Annotated in this window: 12 protein-coding genes; 1 reads left to right on the plus strand and 11 read right to left on the minus strand. The window is 64.6% G+C overall.

All coding sequences use genetic code 11. The annotated features are described in order from the left end of the window. Positions 1-6: 6 nt before the first annotated feature. The 4 genes from glmM to rlmE all read right to left on the minus strand — a co-directional run bounded on the left by glmM (position 7) and on the right by rlmE (position 4,827). Complete coding sequence (gene glmM / locus ACMG4O_RS00270; RefSeq protein WP_370202054.1) at positions 7-1,341, minus strand: phosphoglucosamine mutase; 1,335 nt, start codon at positions 1,339-1,341, stop codon at positions 7-9. A gap of 32 nt (positions 1,342-1,373) precedes the next feature. Next, positions 1,374-2,213, minus strand: coding sequence for a dihydropteroate synthase (gene folP, locus ACMG4O_RS00275; protein WP_142948306.1), 840 nt, complete (start codon positions 2,211-2,213; stop codon positions 1,374-1,376). Positions 2,214-2,223: 10 nt separating this feature from the next. Next, entirely contained in the window at positions 2,224-4,143 is a 1,920-nt protein-coding gene (gene ftsH, locus ACMG4O_RS00280; RefSeq protein WP_185956884.1) for an ATP-dependent zinc metalloprotease FtsH, read from the minus strand. Between the two features lie 66 nt (positions 4,144-4,209). Further along, complete coding sequence (rlmE, locus tag ACMG4O_RS00285) at positions 4,210-4,827, minus strand: 23S rRNA (uridine(2552)-2'-O)-methyltransferase RlmE (RefSeq protein ID WP_142948304.1); 618 nt, start codon at positions 4,825-4,827, stop codon at positions 4,210-4,212. Between the two features lie 112 nt (positions 4,828-4,939). On the opposite strand from rlmE, the gene ACMG4O_RS00290 reads away from it, so the two are divergent. Next, the gene (locus ACMG4O_RS00290; RefSeq protein ID WP_142948303.1) at positions 4,940-5,251 is read left to right on the plus strand and encodes a YhbY family RNA-binding protein; all 312 of its coding nucleotides are present in this window, start codon (positions 4,940-4,942) and stop codon (positions 5,249-5,251) included. Positions 5,252-5,264: 13 nt separating this feature from the next. On the opposite strand, the gene greA is transcribed toward ACMG4O_RS00290, so the two are convergent. The 7 genes from greA to grpE form a co-directional block, all read right to left on the minus strand. Further along, the gene (greA, locus tag ACMG4O_RS00295; RefSeq protein WP_142948302.1) at positions 5,265-5,741 is read right to left on the minus strand and encodes a transcription elongation factor GreA; all 477 of its coding nucleotides are present in this window, start codon (positions 5,739-5,741) and stop codon (positions 5,265-5,267) included. 63 nt (positions 5,742-5,804) lie between these two features. Further along, positions 5,805-9,023 carry a carbamoyl-phosphate synthase large subunit gene (gene carB, locus ACMG4O_RS00300; protein ID WP_142948301.1) on the minus strand — a complete coding sequence of 1,073 codons (3,219 nt, stop codon included), beginning with the start codon at positions 9,021-9,023 and terminating at the stop codon, positions 5,805-5,807. 92 nt (positions 9,024-9,115) lie between these two features. Next, entirely contained in the window at positions 9,116-10,252 is a 1,137-nt protein-coding gene (gene carA / locus ACMG4O_RS00305; RefSeq protein WP_142948300.1) for a glutamine-hydrolyzing carbamoyl-phosphate synthase small subunit, read from the minus strand. Between the two features lie 209 nt (positions 10,253-10,461). Beyond that, positions 10,462-11,289 (minus strand): 4-hydroxy-tetrahydrodipicolinate reductase, encoded by an 828-nt coding sequence (gene dapB, locus ACMG4O_RS00310; protein ID WP_142948299.1) that lies wholly within the window; start codon positions 11,287-11,289, stop codon positions 10,462-10,464. Between the two features lie 40 nt (positions 11,290-11,329). Further along, positions 11,330-12,457: a molecular chaperone DnaJ gene (dnaJ, locus tag ACMG4O_RS00315; protein ID WP_142948298.1), complete on the minus strand. Its 1,128-nt coding sequence runs from the start codon at positions 12,455-12,457 to the stop codon at positions 11,330-11,332. Between the two features lie 99 nt (positions 12,458-12,556). Next, positions 12,557-14,479, minus strand: coding sequence for a molecular chaperone DnaK (dnaK, locus tag ACMG4O_RS00320; RefSeq protein ID WP_142948297.1), 1,923 nt, complete (start codon positions 14,477-14,479; stop codon positions 12,557-12,559). Between the two features lie 122 nt (positions 14,480-14,601). Then, the gene (gene grpE, locus ACMG4O_RS00325) at positions 14,602-15,231 is read right to left on the minus strand and encodes a nucleotide exchange factor GrpE (RefSeq protein ID WP_370184280.1); all 630 of its coding nucleotides are present in this window, start codon (positions 15,229-15,231) and stop codon (positions 14,602-14,604) included. Between the last annotated feature and the right edge of the window lie 186 nt (positions 15,232-15,417).

Consider the following 15,417-nt stretch of genomic DNA (forward strand, 5'->3'; position numbering starts at 1 on the left):
CTCCTGTCATGCGATCGCCGTTTCCACGGCCTCCGCCAGATGGCGGCAGAGCCGCTCCACCTGGTCGGCGTCTTTGCCTTCCACCATCACCCGCACCAGCGGCTCCGTGCCGGAGGGGCGCAACAATAAACGGCCGTTACGGCCCAGTTCCTGCTCCACCTTATCGATGGCGGCGCGCACGCCGGCCTCTTCCATAAACCCGTCCCGCCGGCTGCCGCGCACGTTGATCAGCGTCTGCGGCAGCAGCGGCGCGGCACTGGCCGCCTCGCGCAGGGACAGGCCCTCGCGGCGCAGCGCGTCCAGCACCTGCAGCGCCGCCACGGTGCCGTCGCCGGTGGAGGTGCGGTCGAGACAGACCAGATGCCCGGACGACTCGCCGCCCAGCAGCCAGCCACGCTGATCGAGCTGCTCCATCACGTAACGGTCGCCGACCTTGGCGCGGGCGAAGGGAATATCCAGATCCTGAAGCGCCAGCTCCAGGCCCAGGTTGGACATCAGGGTGCCGACGACGCCGCCATTGAGCCGGTCCCGGCGCTGGCGGTCGCGGGCGATCAGATAGAGCAGCTGGTCGCCGTCCACCAGCGTGCCCTGATCGTCCACCATGATCAGGCGGTCGGCGTCGCCGTCCAGGGCCAGCCCGAGATCGGCGCCCTCGGCGACCACCCGGCGGCACAGCGCCTCGGGCTTGGTGGAGCCGCACTCCAGATTGATGTTGAAGCCGTCCGGCTGGTTGGCGATCGCCACCACCTCGGCGCCCAGCTCCTCCAGGACGTCCGGGGTAATGTGATAGGCCGCGCCGTTGGCGGTGTCCACCACGATTTTCAGACCGTGCAGATTGAGCCCCGGCGTGGTGCTTTTGCAGAATTCGATGTAGCGGCCGCGGGCGTCGTCGATGCGGCGCACCTTGCCGAGACGGTCGGTGGCGACCACCGAGATCGGCTCATCCAGCATGCGCTCGATTTCCGCTTCGATCTTATCGCTGAGCTTGCGGCCGTTATCGCCGAAAAACTTGATGCCGTTGTCGGTGTAGGCGTTGTGCGACGCGGAAATCACGATGCCCGCCTGGGCATGCAGGGTGCGGGTCAGATAGGCGATGGCCGGCGTGGGCATGGGCCCGAGCAGCCTGACGTCCACGCCGGCGGCGGAAATGCCCGCTTCCAGGGCCGACTCGAACATGTACCCGGAAATGCGGGTGTCCTTGCCGATCAGGATCTTGCTGCCGCCGTGGGCGGCCAGCACCCGGCCGGCGGCCCAGCCCAGCTTGAGCACGAAATCCGGCGTGATCGGCGGTTCCCCAACGGTGCCGCGAATGCCATCGGTCCCGAAATATTTGCGACTCATCCTTAGCCTCCCTGAAGCAGCACCGTCGTCGTTTACAGGCTGCGGTGCACGGCGTGGGCGAAACGCACACCGTCCACGGTTTCTTTTACGTCGTGGGCGCGCACGATACGCGCGCCCCGCTCCACACACATCACCGCCGCCGCCAGGCTGCCCGCCAGGCGCTGTTCCACCGGGCGGTCCAGCACCTTGCCGAACAGGGACTTGCGCGACAGGCCCACCAGCAGGGGCAGTTCCAGCCGCGCCAGCTGCGACAGCTCCGCCAGCAAACGCAGATTATGCTGCACCGTCTTGGCAAAACCAAAACCCGGGTCCACCAGCAGCTTGTCGCGGGGGATACCGGCGTCCACGCAGGCGGCGACGCGCTGCTCCAGGAACGCGATCACCTCGGCGGTGACGTCTTCGTAGAAGGGGTCGTTCTGCATGGTGCCGGGCTCGCCCTGCATGTGCATCACGCACACCGGCAAACCGGTACCGGCGGCGGCCTCGAGGGCGCCCGGACGGCGCAATGAGCGCACGTCGTTGATCATGCCGGCACCGGCGTCGGCGCAGGCGCGAATCACCGCCGGCGTGCTGGTGTCCACGGAAACCAGGGCGTCCAGCTCCCGGTGCAGGGCCTCCACCACCGGGATCACCCGGTCCAGCTCCTGCTGCTCGGAGACCGGCGCGGCGCCCGGCCGGGTGGACTCGCCGCCCACGTCGATGATCGCGGCGCCGTCGGCGAGCATCTGCTCGGCCTGGCGCAGAGCGGCATCCAGGGAGGTGTAGCGGCCACCGTCGGAAAACGAATCGGGGGTCACATTCAGGACCCCCATAACGACGGGCGCGGACAAATCCAGTGTCCGCGCCCCACAGCTCAGCGTGTTGGTGTTCATCGAACCATCATCAATGGGTATTGGCGGGCCCGCCTATGGCGTCGTCGCCGGTCTGACCGTCGCCGGACTCGTCCGAAGAGGCGGAGGCGCCGGGGCCGGGGCCCTGGTCGCGCCAGTCCTTCGGCGGACGGGGCTTGTGGCCGGACATGATGTCGCTGATCTGGTCCGCGTCGATGGTTTCGTACTGCATCAGGGCTTCCGCCATCAGATCCAGCTTTTCGCGGTTGCTTTCCAGCAGGTCCTTGGCCCGGTGGTAACAGCTGTCGATGATGGCGCGCACTTCCCGGTCGATCTCCTCGGAGGTCTGCTCGGAAACGTGCTTGCGCTGGGACATCTGCTTGCCGAGGAACACTTCGCCCTCGTCTTCCTCGTAGGCCAGGGGGCCCATCTTTTCACTCAGGCCCCACTTGGTGACCATCGCCCGGGCCATTTTGGTAGCCCGCTCGATGTCGTTGGAGGCCCCGGTGGTGACACCGTCGAAGCCAAGCGTCATCTCCTCGGCGATACGGCCGCCGAACAGCGAGCAGATGGAGGATTCCAGCGCCCGCTTGGACACCGAGTACTTGTCTTCCTCGGGCAGGTACATGGTCACGCCCAGGGCGCGGCCACGGGGGATGATGCTGACCTTGTAGACCGGATCGTGGTCCGGCACCAGCCGGCCGACAATGGCGTGGCCGGACTCGTGGTAAGCGGTGTTCAGCTTCTCTTTCTCGCTCATCACCATGGAGCGGCGTTCGGCGCCCATCAGGATCTTGTCCTTGGCTTTCTCGAAGTCCTCCATGGAGACCACGCGCTTGTTGGCGCGGGCCGCGAACAGCGCCGCCTCATTGACTAGATTGGCCAGGTCCGCGCCGGAGAAGCCCGGCGTGCCGCGGGCGATCAGCGAGGCGTCCACGTCCTCGGACATGGGCACCGGGCGCATGTGCACCTTGAGCACCTGCTCGCGGCCACGGATGTCCGGCAGCGGCACCGTCACCTGACGGTCGAAGCGGCCCGGGCGCAGCAGCGCCGGGTCCAGCACGTCGGGACGGTTGGTGGCGGCGATCACGATCACGCCGTCGTTGTCGTCGAAACCGTCCATCTCCACCAGCAGCTGGTTCAGGGTCTGCTCGCGTTCGTCATGACCGCCGCCCAGGCCGGCGCCACGGCTGCGGCCGACGGCGTCGATCTCGTCGATAAAGATGATGCAGGGGGCGTGCTTCTTGGCCTGATCGAACATGTCCCGGACCCGGGACGCGCCCACGCCGACGAACATTTCCACGAAATCGGAACCGGAAATGCTGAAGAACGGCACCTTGGCTTCGCCGGCGATGGCCTTGGCGAGCAGGGTCTTACCGGTACCCGGCGAGCCGACCATCAGCACACCACGGGGAATCTTGCCGCCAAGACGCTGGAATTTGGCGGGATCACGCAGGAACTCGACCAGCTCCTGCACTTCATCCTTGGCCTCTTCCACGCCGGCCACGTCGGCGAAGGTGGTCTTGATCTGGTCCTCGCCCATCAGGCGGGCCTTGGACTTGCCGAACGTCATCGGCCCTCCGCCGCCTTTACCGCCGCCCTGCATCTGGCGCATGAAGAAGATGAAGATCGCCAGGATCAGCAGAATCGGCAGTACGGACAGGAACAGCTGGGTCAGGAAGCCCTGACGCTCGGGTTCCTTGCCGGTCACTTCCACTTCGTTCTGAATCAGCGTGGGAATCAGGTTGGTGTCCATCGCCGGCGGCTTGACGGTCTCGAAGCGGGTGCCGTCGTTCATCTGGCCGGAAATACGGGTGTCACCGATGGTGACCTGATCCACATTGCCGTTCTCCACGTTATCGATGAACGCGGAGTAGTTCAGCATTTGCTGAGTCGGCTGGGTGTTGATGCTGGAGGCCACTACATAGAGGACCCCGGCGATCACCAGCCACAGCACAATATTCTTGGTCATGTCGTTCAAGGGAGACCTCGCCTTACTGGGCGCATTCGCGCGTACTGACAGACTTTCAACTCTACACTACTTCAGGTGCGACCCCAATTGGTACACCTCGGTAGAGCGCGGTCGGCTGGCCGCCGGTTTGCGACTGACCACCCGCTGGAAATGGCCTTGCAGGGCCTTGCGGTACTGATCGAACCCTTCGCCGTGAAACACCTTGACCAGAAAGGCGCCCCGGGGTTCCAGAACATTCAGCGCCATGTCCAGGGCCAGCTCGGCCAGGTACATGGAGCGCGGCAGATCCACCGCCTTGTTACCACTCATATTGGGGGCCATGTCGGACAATACAAGGTCGACTTTCCGCCCATTGAGATGAGCCACGATTTGCTCGTAGACCGCCTGCTCCCGGAAATCGCCCTGTACGAAGGTGACGTCGGGGATCGCATCCATGGCGAGAATATCGCTGGCCACGACAGTGCCCCGTGAACCGACCAGGCGGCCGGCCACCTGGGACCAGCCGCCCGGCGCCGCGCCCAGGTCGAGCACCGTCATGCCGGGGCGGAACAGCTTGTCCTTTTCGTGGATTTCCAGCAGTTTGAAGCTGGCCCGGGAGCGATAGCCCTCGGCCCGGGCGCGGGTCACCCAGTGGTCGTCGAAGTGCTCTTTGAGCCAACGCTGGCTGCTTTTCGATTTCGCCATAATAGCCTTGGGTAGTCGCGCCTCGATTGCCGGTACCGGAGACGGCGCAAGGCGGTGATTGCGGGGGACCGCCCCGGTTACCTAGAATAGCGCTCCGTTTTTGGAGAACACCATGCCTTTGAGCCAACAGGACAAGAAACGCCTGCGCCGTATCGGCCACCATCTGAAGCCGGTACTGATTTCCGGTGACAAGGGCCTCACTGAAACCTTCCTGGAAGAGCTGGAGGGCCGCCTTGAGGACCACGAACTGATCAAAGTGAAGATCAATGCGTCCACCCGGGAGCAGCGCGCCGGCATGGTGGAAAGCCTGTGCGAAAGCACCGGCGCCGACCTGGTCCAGCGCATTGGTAATATCGCGCTGATCTACCGGGCCGCCGCCAAGCCGGATCCGAAACTCTCCAACGTACTGCGCGCCGACGTCTGAAGGCGCCGGTGCCCTACAGGTGCTCGACCTTGTCGATCTCGTATTCCTTGGTGCCGCCGGGGGTGTCGATCTGCACCGTATCTCCCTCTTCCCGGCCGATCAGGCCGCGGGCGATGGGTGAGTTGACACTCAGCTTGCCGCTTTTGATGTCCGCCTCGTCGTCGCCGACGATCTGATAGACCTTCTCTTCATCGGAGTCCACGTCGACGATGGTCACGGTGACACCGAAGATCACCTTGCCGGTGTTCTGGATGCTGGTGATGTCGATGATCTGCGCGTTGGACAGCTTGCTCTCGATGTCCTGGATGCGGCCTTCACAGAACCCCTGCTGCTCGCGCGCCGCGTGGTACTCGGCGTTTTCCTTGAGGTCGCCGTGCTCGCGGGCTTCGGCGATGGCGGCGGAAATGCGCGGACGGTCCACTTTTTTAAGCTGATCGAGTTCCTTGCGCAGGGCCTCGGCGCCCGCGGTGGTCATGGGAACACGTTGCATAGTATTAACCTCTTAATGTCTTCCTTGGGCCCGCCCCGGGGACGGCCCCGAGGCGACTTACGGTTAATGCATTTCGGCGTGCAGGTCCTGCAGCCGGCGAACTTCGGGTTCGCCGCTGATGGCCATTGCCTGACAAACCGCGTGGGCCGCCGTAATGGTGGTGGTATAGAACACCTTGTGCTGCAGGGCGGAGCGGCGAATCGCGAAGGAATCGCGGATCGCCTGCTTGCCCTCGGTGGTGTTGACGATCAGGTCCACCTCGTCGTTTTTGATCATGTCGACGATATGCGGACGCCCTTCCAGTACTTTATTAACCGGCTTCACGTCCAGCCCGGCCTCGGAGAGCATGCGCGCGGTGCCGCGCGTGGCCACCAGCCGGAAACCATGGCGGATCAGTGAACGGGCCACGTCCACGGCGGCGTTCTTGTCCGCGTCGCGCACCGAAATAAAGGCGGTGCCGCCGTCGGGCAGCCGTTCGCCGGCGCCCAGGGACGCCTTGCCGAAGGCTTCCGCGAAGGTGGCGCCAATGCCCATCACCTCGCCGGTGGACTTCATTTCCGGGCCGAGAATCGGGTCCACCTTGGGGAACTTGGCGAACGGGAACACCGCTTCCTTGACGAAGTAGTGGCGCGGCGTCACTTCCTCGGTGAAGCCCTGCGCCTTGAGCGAGGTGCCGGCCATGCAGCGCGCCGCCACCTTGGCCAGGGACACGCCGATGCACTTGGACACGTAGGGGACCGTGCGCGAGGCGCGCGGGTTCACTTCCAGGACATAGACTTCCTCGCCCTTGACCGCGAACTGCACGTTCATCAGGCCCACCACGCCCAGCTCCAGGGCCATGGCGGCGGACTGCTCGCGCATTACGTCCTGCACTTCCTTGCCCAGGGAGTACGGCGGCAGGGAGCAGGCGGAGTCACCGGAGTGCACGCCGGCCTGTTCAATGTGCTGCATGATGCCGCCGATCACCACGTCGGTGCCGTCGCAGATGGCGTCCACGTCCACTTCGATGGCGTCGTCCAGGAAGCGGTCCAGCAGTACCGGCGAGTCGTTGGACACGCTCACCGCGTTGTTCATGTAGCTGCGCAGTTCCGCCTCATTGTAGACGATCTCCATGGCCCGGCCGCCGAGCACATAGGAGGGACGCACCACCAGCGGGTAACCGATTTCCTCGGCCAGCTTGATGCCTTCGTCCATGGAACGGGCGGTGCGGTTGGGCGGCTGCTTGAGGCCCAGCTTATTGACCATGTGCTGGAAGCGCTCACGGTCTTCCGCCTCGTCGATGGCGTCCGGGCTGGTGCCGATGATCGGCACGCCGGCGGCCTGCAGGTCGCGGGCCAGCTTCAGCGGCGTCTGGCCGCCGTACTGCACGATCACGCCCTTGGGCTTCTCCATATCGACGATGGCGAGCACGTCCTCCAGGGTGACGGGCTCGAAGTACAACCGGTCGGAGGTGTCGTAATCCGTGGAGACGGTCTCCGGGTTGCAGTTGATCATGATGGTCTCGTAACCGTCGTCCTTCATGGCGAAGGCGGCGTGCACGCAGCAGTAATCGAACTCGATGCCCTGGCCGATACGGTTGGGGCCACCGCCGATCACCATGATCTTGTCACGGTCGGAGGGGTTCGATTCGCACTCCTCGTCGTAGCTGGAGTACATGTAGGCGGTGCTGGTGGCGAACTCGGCGGCGCAGGTGTCGACCCGCTTGAAGATCGGCTGCACGCCCAGCTCGCGGCGCTTGGCGCGCACATCCGCCTCCTTGACGCCGAGCAGCTGCGCCAGGCGCGCGTCGGAGAAGCCCTTGCGCTTGAGCGCGTACAGGCGCGCCTTGTCCAGTTCGCTGAAGCTGCCCGGCTCAAGCCGCTGCTCTTCGGCGATCAGGTCGGCGATCTGCACCAGGAACCAGCGGTCGATCTGGGTGATGTGGAAGACATCGTCCACGCTCAGGCCGCTGCGGAAGGCGTCGCCGACAATCCAGATACGCTCCGGACCCGGCGTCGACAGCAACTGGGCGATGCGCTCGGAGGCGTCCGGCGCGTTCAGGTCGATCTTGGGATCGAAGCCCACGGAATCGGTTTCCAGCCCGCGCATCGCCTTCTGCAGGGACTCCTGCAGGTTGCGGCCGATGGCCATCACCTCGCCCACGGATTTCATCTGCGTGGTGAGCACCGGATCGGCGGCGGCGAACTTCTCGAAGTTGAAGCGCGGAATCTTGGTGACCACGTAATCGATGGACGGCTCGAAGGAGGCCGGGGTGGCACCGCCGGTGATCTCGTTCTGCAGCTCATCAAGGGTGTAGCCCACCGCCAGCTTGGCGGCCACCTTGGCGATCGGGAAGCCGGTGGCCTTGGAGGCCAGCGCCGAGGAGCGGGACACCCGCGGGTTCATTTCGATCACCACCATGCGGCCGGTGTCCGGGCACATGCCGAACTGCACGTTGGAGCCGCCGGTTTCCACGCCGATCTCGCGCAGCACCGCCAGGGAGGCGTCGCGCATCACCTGGAATTCCTTGTCGGTGAGCGTCTGCGCCGGCGCCACGGTGATCGAGTCACCGGTGTGCACGCCCATCGGGTCGAAGTTCTCGATGGTACACACGATGATGCAGTTGTCGTTCTTATCGCGGACAACCTCCATCTCGTACTCTTTCCAGCCCAGCAGCGATTCGTCGATCAGCAGCTCGTGGGTGGGCGACAGGTCGAAGCCGCGGGTACAGATTTCCTCGAACTCTTCCTTGTTGTACGCCACCCCGCCGCCGGAGCCGCCCATCGTGAACGACGGCCGGATGATCGACGGGAAGCCCAGCTCCTGCTGGATCTCCCAGGCTTCCTCCATGGTTTTGGCGATCTTCGCCTTGGGGCACTCCAGGCCGATGTTCTTCATCGCCTTGTCGAAGCGGTCGCGGTTCTCGGCCTTGTCGATGGTGTCGGCGTTGGCGCCGATCATCTCCACACCGAATTTGTCCAGAACACCGTGGCGTTCCAGATCGAGCGCGCAGTTCAGCGCGGTCTGGCCGCCCATGGTGGGCAGCAGCGCGTCCGGACGTTCGCGCTCAATGATCTTGGCCACCGTTTCCCAGGTGATGGGTTCGATGTAGGTGGCGTCGGCCATGGCCGGATCGGTCATGATGGTGGCCGGGTTGGAATTCACCAGAATCACCCGAAAGCCTTCCTCGCGCAGGGCCTTGCACGCCTGGGCACCGGAGTAGTCGAACTCGCAGGCCTGGCCGATCACGATCGGACCGGCGCCAATGATGAGGATGCTTTGAATATCAGTCCGTTTAGGCATGTCTGAGTAACCGTCCAGATTCGAGCGTTTCGCTTGGGTCCGACGTCAGGGCCGGACGCTTCGGGCGGCCGCGCCGCCCGTGTTTCCTGTTATCAGCCGGCGTTGGCGCGGGCCTCCATCAGTTCGATGAAATGATCGAACAGCGGAGCGCAGTCGTGCGGCCCCGGGCTCGCTTCCGGGTGGCCCTGGAAGCTGAACGCCGGCACATCGGTACGGTGGATCCCCTGCAGGGAGCCGTCGAACAACGACACATGGGTGGTCTTGACGTTGTCGGGCAGCGTGCTTTCGTCCACCGCGAAACCGTGGTTCTGGCTGGTGATCATCACCGTGCCGTCTTCCAGGTTCTTCACCGGATGGTTGGCGCCGTGGTGGCCGTGCTTCATCTTCAGGGTGCGCGCGCCGCTGGCCAGGCCGAGCAGCTGGTGCCCCAGGCAGATGCCGAATACCGGCAGCCCGGTGTCCAGGATCTCGCGGATCGCGGTGATCGCGTAATCGCAGGGCTCCGGATCCCCGGGGCCGTTGGCCAGGAACACACCGTCGGGCTTCATCGCCAGCACCTCGGCGGCGGGCGTTTGCGCCGGCACCACGGTGAGCTTGCAATGACGATCCGCCAGCATGCGCAGAATATTGCGCTTGCAGCCATAATCGTAGGCCACCACGTGGTAGCGGGTATCACTCTGTTCCCGGTGTCCTTCGACCCGGTCCCAGGTGCCCTCTTTCCACTGATAGGGCGCTTTCACACTGACTTCCTTGGCCAGGTCCATGCCTTTGAGGCCGGGGAAGTCGCGGGCGGCGGCCAGCGCGCGGGCTTCGTCCACATCGTCGCCGGCCAGAATGCAGCCGTTCTGGGCGCCTTTGTCACGCAGAATGCGCGTCAGCCGGCGCGTGTCGATGTCGGCGATGGCGACGATGCCCCGGGCCTTGAGGTACTCAGGCAGGGTCTCCTGGGCGCGCCAGTTGCTCACGGTGAGAGTGAGATCACGTATCACCAGGCCGGCGGCCCAGACGCGATCGGATTCATCGTCTTCCGGGTTCACCCCGGTATTGCCGATGTGTGGATAGGTCAGGGTCACGATCTGCTTGGCATAAGACGGATCGGTGAGAATTTCCTGATAGCCGGTCATGGCGGTGTTGAACACCACTTCACCCACGGTTTCACCCGTGGCGCCAATGGCGACACCCCGAAAGAGGCTTCCATCTTCCAGAGCTAGTATGGCGGGTACCGTCAACGCAACCTCCTGGCGGATAGGGACTTGGGAGATCGGTGGCGGGGGCCGTGCATTACCGCAACCGTTTGGCAGGGTTCGCAAAAAAGCGAGATGGATTGCTCCACCTCGCTTTTCAGGAAATACACATCTTCACTCGGCCGCCCGCTCGCCCATCTTGGGCAGGGCCGTATTTTAGGACGTTCACAGCACGCTGTCACGCCGAGACTGCCCTAACGTTTGCCCCAACCGGCACTTTCGCCGGCCAGGCCCAGCACATCCTGCATATCGAACAGGCCTTTGGGCTGTTCGGACAGCCATACCGCGGCCCGCACGGCGCCGCGCGCGAACGACATGCGGCTGGACGCCTTATGGGTGATTTCCACCCGTTCGCCATCGGCGGCGAACAGCACCGTGTGCTCGCCGACAATGTCACCGGCGCGGATGGTCTCGAAACCGATGGTCTGGCGGTCGCGTTCGCCGGTGCGGCCTTCGCGGCCGTAGACCGCGCACTGGTCCAGGTCGCGGCCCAGCGTCTGCGCCACCACCTCGCCCATGCGCAGGGCGGTGCCCGAGGGCGCATCGATCTTATGACGGTGGTGGGCCTCGATCACCTCGATGTCCACCTCGTCGCCGAGCACCCGGGCGGCGGTTTCCAGCAGCTTGAAGCACAGATTCACGCCGATCGAGTAATTGGGCGCGAAACAGATCGCGACCTCCTCGGCGGCGTCGCGCAGAGCCGCTTGCTGGTCCGCGCTCAGCCCGGTGGTGCCGATCACCAGCCGGGTACCGGCGGCGCGGCAGATTTCCACGTTGCGCGCGGTGGCCTCGGGGACGGTGAAATCAATGAACACGTCGGCGTCGCCGGCGACTTGTTCCAGATTGTCCGCCAGGGTCACGCCCAAGCGCCCCTGCCCCATCAGCTCACCGGCGTCGACGCCGATCAGGCTGGAGCCGGGCACGTCCACGGCCGCCGCCAGCTCGGTGTCGGGGTTGGCCAGGGTGGCCTCCATCAGAATCCGGCCCATGCGCCCGGCGGCGCCGATAATGCCTACTTTCATCACGTTTGCCCGCTGTTCAGTTTCATCACAAGGTAGCGCCTCAGAGGCCTTCAAAGAAGCGCTTCACGCCCTCGAACCAGCTGGTGCGGCGGGGGTTGTGCCGTTCGCCGCCCTTGTCCATGGAGTCCTGGAACCGGCGCAGCAGGTCCTTCTGCTCGCTGGACAGCTTGACCGGGGTCTCCACCACCACTTTGCACAGCAGGTCGCCGGGCGGGCCGCCGCGTACCGGGGTCACGCCCTTGCCGCGCAGGCGGAACAGCTTGCCGGTCTGGGTTTCCGGCGGCACCTTCAATTTCACCTGGCCGTTGAGCGTGGGCACTTCCAGCTCGCCGCCCAGGCTCGCGTCGACGAAGCTGACCGGCACTTCCACATGCAGGTTTTCGCCCTCGCGGGTGAAGATATTGTGCGGCCGCACCGCCACCTGCACGTACAGATCCCCGGGCGGCGCGCCCTGCATGCCCGCCTCGCCTTTGCCGGCCAGACGGATACGGTCGCCGGTATCGACACCGGCGGGGATCTTCACCGACAGGGTCTTGGTGCTCTGCACCCGGCCCTGGCCGCCGCAGTGGTCGCAGGGGTTTTCGATCACGCGACCTTCGCCGTGACAGGTGGGGCAGGCTTGCTGGACCGTGAAGAAGCCCTGCTGCATGCGCACCTGACCCATGCCCGCGCAGGTCGGGCAGGTCACCGGCTGCTCGCCGGCCTTGGCGCCGGAGCCGTCACAGACCTCGCAGGGGTCCCAGCTGGGCACGCGGATCTTCTCCTCGCAACCGTGCACTGCCTGCTCCAGGCTCAGCTCCAGGGTGTAGCGCAGGTCCGCGCCGCGGGCCGGACCGCGACGGCCCCCACCGCCGCCGAAGATATCGCCGAAGATGTCTCCGAAGATATCGCCGAAGCCGCCACCGCCGAAGCCACCGGCCCCGGCGCCGCCACCGGCCTGGCCGTTGACGCCGGCGTGGCCGAACTGGTCGTAGGCGGCCCGCTTCTGCTCGTCGGAGAGCACTTCGTAGGCCTCTTTGGCCTCCTTGAACTTGGCCACCGCTTCCTGGTCATCCGGGTTGCGGTCCGGATGGTATTTCATCGCCAGGCGGCGGTAGGCTTTTTTCAGATCTTGCTGGCTGGCGTCCTTGGAGGCCCCCAGCACTTCGTAATAATCTCGTTTGGACATAATGGGTCCGCTTTATTCAACGTCGACTTTAAGCTAAGACGCCGGACCCTGGGGCCCGGCGCTGCTGGTCCGACATCGGACGCCTGGCGTCCGACGCCCTCACTTCTTCTTATCGTCGTCCACTTCCTCGAACTCAGCGTCGACCACATCATCGCCGGACTTCTGCTGCTCGCCGGCGCCGGCCTCACCGCCTTCGGCTTGCTGCGCTTCGGCGTACATCTTCTGAGCCAGGTTGCCGGACGCTTCGGTGAGCGCCTTGGTCTTGGCGTCGATGTCGTCCTTGTCACTGCCTTTGAGCGCTTCCTCGAGCTCGCCGATGGCCTTGTTGATGGCCTCTTTTTCCTCTTCGGAGGCCTTGTCGCCGGCTTCCTCGAGGGTCTTGCGGGTGGCGTGCACCAGGTGGTCGCCCTGGTTGCGCGCCTGCACCAGCTCCTCGAACTTCTTGTCCTCGTCGGCGTGGGCCTCGGCGTCCTTGACCATCTGATCCACTTCGTCGTCGGACAGGCCTGAAGACGCCTTGATCTGGATGGTCTGTTCCTTGCCGGTGGCCTTGTCCTTGGCGCCCACGTGCAGGATGCCGTTGGCGTCAATGTCGAAGGTCACTTCGATCTGCGGCACGCCGCGCGGTGCCGGCGGAATGTCTTCCAGGTTGAACTGGCCCAGGGACTTGTTCTGGTTGGCCTGCTTACGCTCGCCCTGCAGCACGTGCACGGTCACCGCGGTCTGGTTGTCGTCGGCGGTGGAGAACACCTGCGACGCGTTGGTCGGGATGGTGGTGTTCTTCTCGATCAGCGGCGTCATCACGCCACCCATGGTTTCGATACCCAGGGTCAGCGGGGTCACGTCCAGCAGCAGCACGTCTTTGACGTCGCCGGCCAGTACCGCGCCCTGGATGGCGGCGCCGATGGCCACGGCTTCATCCGGGTTGACGTCCTTGCGGGCGTCCTTACCGAAGAATTCAGCCACCTTCTTCTGCACCATGGGCATGCGGGTCTGACCGCCCACCAGGATCACGTCGGTGATGTCGGAGGTTTTCACACCGGCATCCTTGATCGCGGTCTTGCACGGCTCCAGGGAGCGGGTCACCAGCTGCTCGACCAGGGATTCCAGCTTGGCCCGGGTCAGCTTCACCACCAGGTGCTTGGGACCGCTCTGGTCAGCGGTGATGTACGGCAGGTTGACCTCGGTCTGCTCGGCGGAGGACAGCTCGATCTTGGCTTTCTCGGCCGCTTCCTTCAGACGCTGCATGGCCAGGGCGTCGCCGCCCAGGTCGATGCCGGAGTCCTTCTTGAACTGGTCGGCCAGGTAATTAATGATCGCCAGGTCGAAGTCCTCGCCACCCAGGAAGGTGTCGCCGTTGGTGGCCAGCACTTCGAACTGGTGCTCACCGTCCACTTCGGCGATTTCGATGATGGAGATATCGAAGGTACCGCCACCCAGGTCGTAGACCGCGATGGTGCGATCACCGCCTTTTTTGTCCAGGCCATAGGCCAGGGCCGCGGCGGTGGGCTCGTTGATGATGCGCTTGACCTCGAGACCGGCGATGCGGCCGGCGTCCTTGGTGGCCTGGCGCTGGGAATCGTTGAAGTAGGCCGGCACGGTGATCACCGCCTCGGTGACTTCTTCACCGAGATAGTCTTCCGCGGTCTTCTTCATTTTCTTGAGGACCTGCGCGGAGATCTGCGGCGGCGCCATCTTCTCGCCTTTCACTTCCACCCAGGCGTCGCCGTTGTCGGCCTTGGTGATCGTGTAGGGCACCATCTTGATGTCCTTCTGGACCACTTCGTCCTCGAAACGACGGCCGATCAGACGCTTCACCGCGTACAGGGTGTTGGTCGGGTTGGTGACCGCCTGACGCTTGGCCGCCTGGCCGACGAGGACTTCGTTGTCCTCGGTGTAGGCGATGATGGACGGCGTCGTGCGCGCGCCCTCGGCGTTCTCGATAACCTTGGTTTTGTCCCCTTCCATAACAGCGACACAGCTGTTGGTGGTACCCAGGTCAATACCGATAATCTTACCCATAACGATTCCTTCTCCTTCACACGGTCCGGGCCTCGAATGACCGCCCGGACGGCTGAAACTGTTTGACTTGCCAGCTATATGGCGGCTGGCGTGTTCTTTTCAAGAGCCCTTGGCAGGCGCTCTCAGGCCTTGCTGACCACCACCCGGGCCGGACGGATCAGACGGCCGTTGAGTTGGTAGCCTTTTTCCAGCACCTCGACCACGGAGTTGGGCTCCACATCGGGGGCCGGAATCATGGTCATGGCTTCGTGGTGCTCCGGATTGAACGGCTCCCCCTGCGGGTCGATCTGTTCCAGGTTGTACTTGGCGAACACATCGAGCAGCACCTTCAGGGTGAGCTCCAGCCCTTCACGGGCCGGCTTCAGCGCTTCATCCTGCGGGTCCAGGGTCGCCAGACCCCGTTCCAGGCTGTCCGCCACGGTGAGGATGTCACCGGCGAACTTTTCCAGCGCGAACTTGTGGGCGCTCTCCACGTCCCGCTCGGCGCGGCGGCGCACGTTCTGCATCTCGGCCTGGGCCCGGATATCGGCCTCGGCCAGCGCCTTCTCCACCTTGGCGAGCCGTTCCTGCGTTTGCACCAGCTCTTCCTCCACGGACGGCTGTTCCGGCTCCGAAGCCTGCTCCGCCGCGGACTCCACGTCCCCGGCCACGGGCTCCGCCTCGGGCGCGTCCTGGTGCTCCTCGCGGGCAACCTGCTCGTCCCGGGCCTCAGCCTGTTGTTCGTTCTGTTGTTGCTTGTCCTGTTCGCTCATATCCACTCCACACGTCCCGAATTCTGGGAAAGCGGGCAAAGATATGGGAACGGCAGCGCCGGATTCAAGGGAAGAAGGGGAGGCGGTGAACAGTTAACAGTGAATAGTTAATAGTGCGCGGGCGAGCGTGGTGCCTCGTAAAGGCCGTGCCCGCGCCGGCTTTTCGAGGGCACTCGGCCCTCCGAC

This window comes from Alloalcanivorax venustensis (assembly GCF_047495515.1).
Taxonomy (GTDB): Bacteria; Pseudomonadota; Gammaproteobacteria; order Pseudomonadales; family Alcanivoracaceae; genus Alloalcanivorax; species Alloalcanivorax venustensis.

Bases quoted from the DNA above. Each gene is read 5' to 3' on its own strand.
- folP (WP_142948306.1), bottom strand. From the start codon at position 2,213: ATGAACACCAACACGCTGAGCTGTGGGGCGCGGACACTGGATTTGTCC.
- rlmE (WP_142948304.1), bottom strand. From the start codon at position 4,827: ATGGCGAAATCGAAAAGCAGCCAGCGTTGGCTCAAAGAGCACTTCGAC.
- dnaJ (WP_142948298.1), bottom strand. From the start codon at position 12,457: ATGTCCAAACGAGATTATTACGAAGTGCTGGGGGCCTCCAAGGACGCC.
- ACMG4O_RS00290 (WP_142948303.1), top strand. From the start codon at position 4,940: ATGCCTTTGAGCCAACAGGACAAGAAACGCCTGCGCCGTATCGGCCAC.
- carB (WP_142948301.1), bottom strand. From the start codon at position 9,023: ATGCCTAAACGGACTGATATTCAAAGCATCCTCATCATTGGCGCCGGT.
- dnaK (WP_142948297.1), bottom strand. From the start codon at position 14,479: ATGGGTAAGATTATCGGTATTGACCTGGGTACCACCAACAGCTGTGTC.
- glmM (WP_370202054.1), bottom strand. From the start codon at position 1,341: ATGAGTCGCAAATATTTCGGGACCGATGGCATTCGCGGCACCGTTGGG.
- dapB (WP_142948299.1), bottom strand. From the start codon at position 11,289: ATGAAAGTAGGCATTATCGGCGCCGCCGGGCGCATGGGCCGGATTCTG.
- greA (WP_142948302.1), bottom strand. From the start codon at position 5,741: ATGCAACGTGTTCCCATGACCACCGCGGGCGCCGAGGCCCTGCGCAAG.
- ftsH (WP_185956884.1), bottom strand. From the start codon at position 4,143: ATGACCAAGAATATTGTGCTGTGGCTGGTGATCGCCGGGGTCCTCTAT.
- grpE (WP_370184280.1), bottom strand. From the start codon at position 15,231: ATGAGCGAACAGGACAAGCAACAACAGAACGAACAACAGGCTGAGGCC.